1 protein-coding gene is annotated in these 898 nt (G+C 43.9%); it reads left to right on the top strand.

Going from position 1 to position 898, the window contains the following annotated elements; genetic code table 11:
* Positions 1-733, top strand: a 733-nt coding sequence (locus A3763_RS26260; RefSeq protein WP_068760751.1) for a MinD/ParA family protein, incomplete at its 5' end; no start/stop codon positions are given.
* Between the last annotated feature and the right edge of the window lie 165 nt (positions 734-898).

The raw sequence follows: 898 nt of genomic DNA, 5'->3' as shown, positions 1-898 counted from the left end.
TATGCTCGCTGAGATGGGGCGTCGTGTCGTACTTTTAGATGCCGATTTAGGTTTGGCTAATGTTGATGTTTTGTTAGGTATCACCTCTAAAAGCAATATAGCGGATGTGATAAGTGGCGAATGTTCTCTGCGTGACGTTTTGGTTGATGGGCCCAAAGGAATAAAAGTAGTACCAGCTTCATCTGGTACGCAAAAAATGGTTTCTTTGAATCCAATGGAACATGCCGGTTTAATTAATGCCTTTAGTGAAATTTCTGAAGATCTCGATGTCCTGATTATTGATACCGCAGCAGGTATATCCGATGGTGTTGTTTCGTTTCTTAGGGCTGCGCAAGAAGTTATTGTTGTCGTATGTGATGAGCCTACATCGATTACCGATTCATATGCGCTAATTAAATTGTTAAATCGCNATTACGATATGTACCGTTTTCGTGTACTGGCGAATATGGTTAAAACGCAGGAAGAGGGGCGCCACCTCTATTCCAAGCTTGCTCACGTTACTGAGAGATTTCTCGATGTTGCTCTGCAGTATGTTGGGTCAATCCCTTTCGATGAGTCGGTGAAAAAAGCAGTGCAGCGTCAACGGGCTGTTTCTGATGTGTATCCTCGTGCAAAAGCATCGTTGGCATATAAGACGCTTGCCCAAAAAGCGGATAGCTGGCCACTGCCTTCTTCTCCAAAAGGTCATTTGGAGTTCTTTGTTGAGCGCCTGGTTCAGGCTACCTCAAACTAGAACGTGTTTAGTTCCGGTGTCATAGGCTGATGTATACAGACGCTCAAGTAAAACGTGCCGATGATTTGATTCGGTCTCATGCGCCTTTAGTCAAAAAAATTGCGCATCATTTGATATCTCGTCTACCGTCTAGCGTTCAGGTCGATGATTTAATTCAGGCTGGTA

The sequence above is a fragment of the Oleiphilus sp. HI0128 genome (assembly GCF_001635365.1).
Note: the sequence above shows the minus strand (reverse complement) of the source record. Positions and strands in the feature narration are given on the sequence as shown.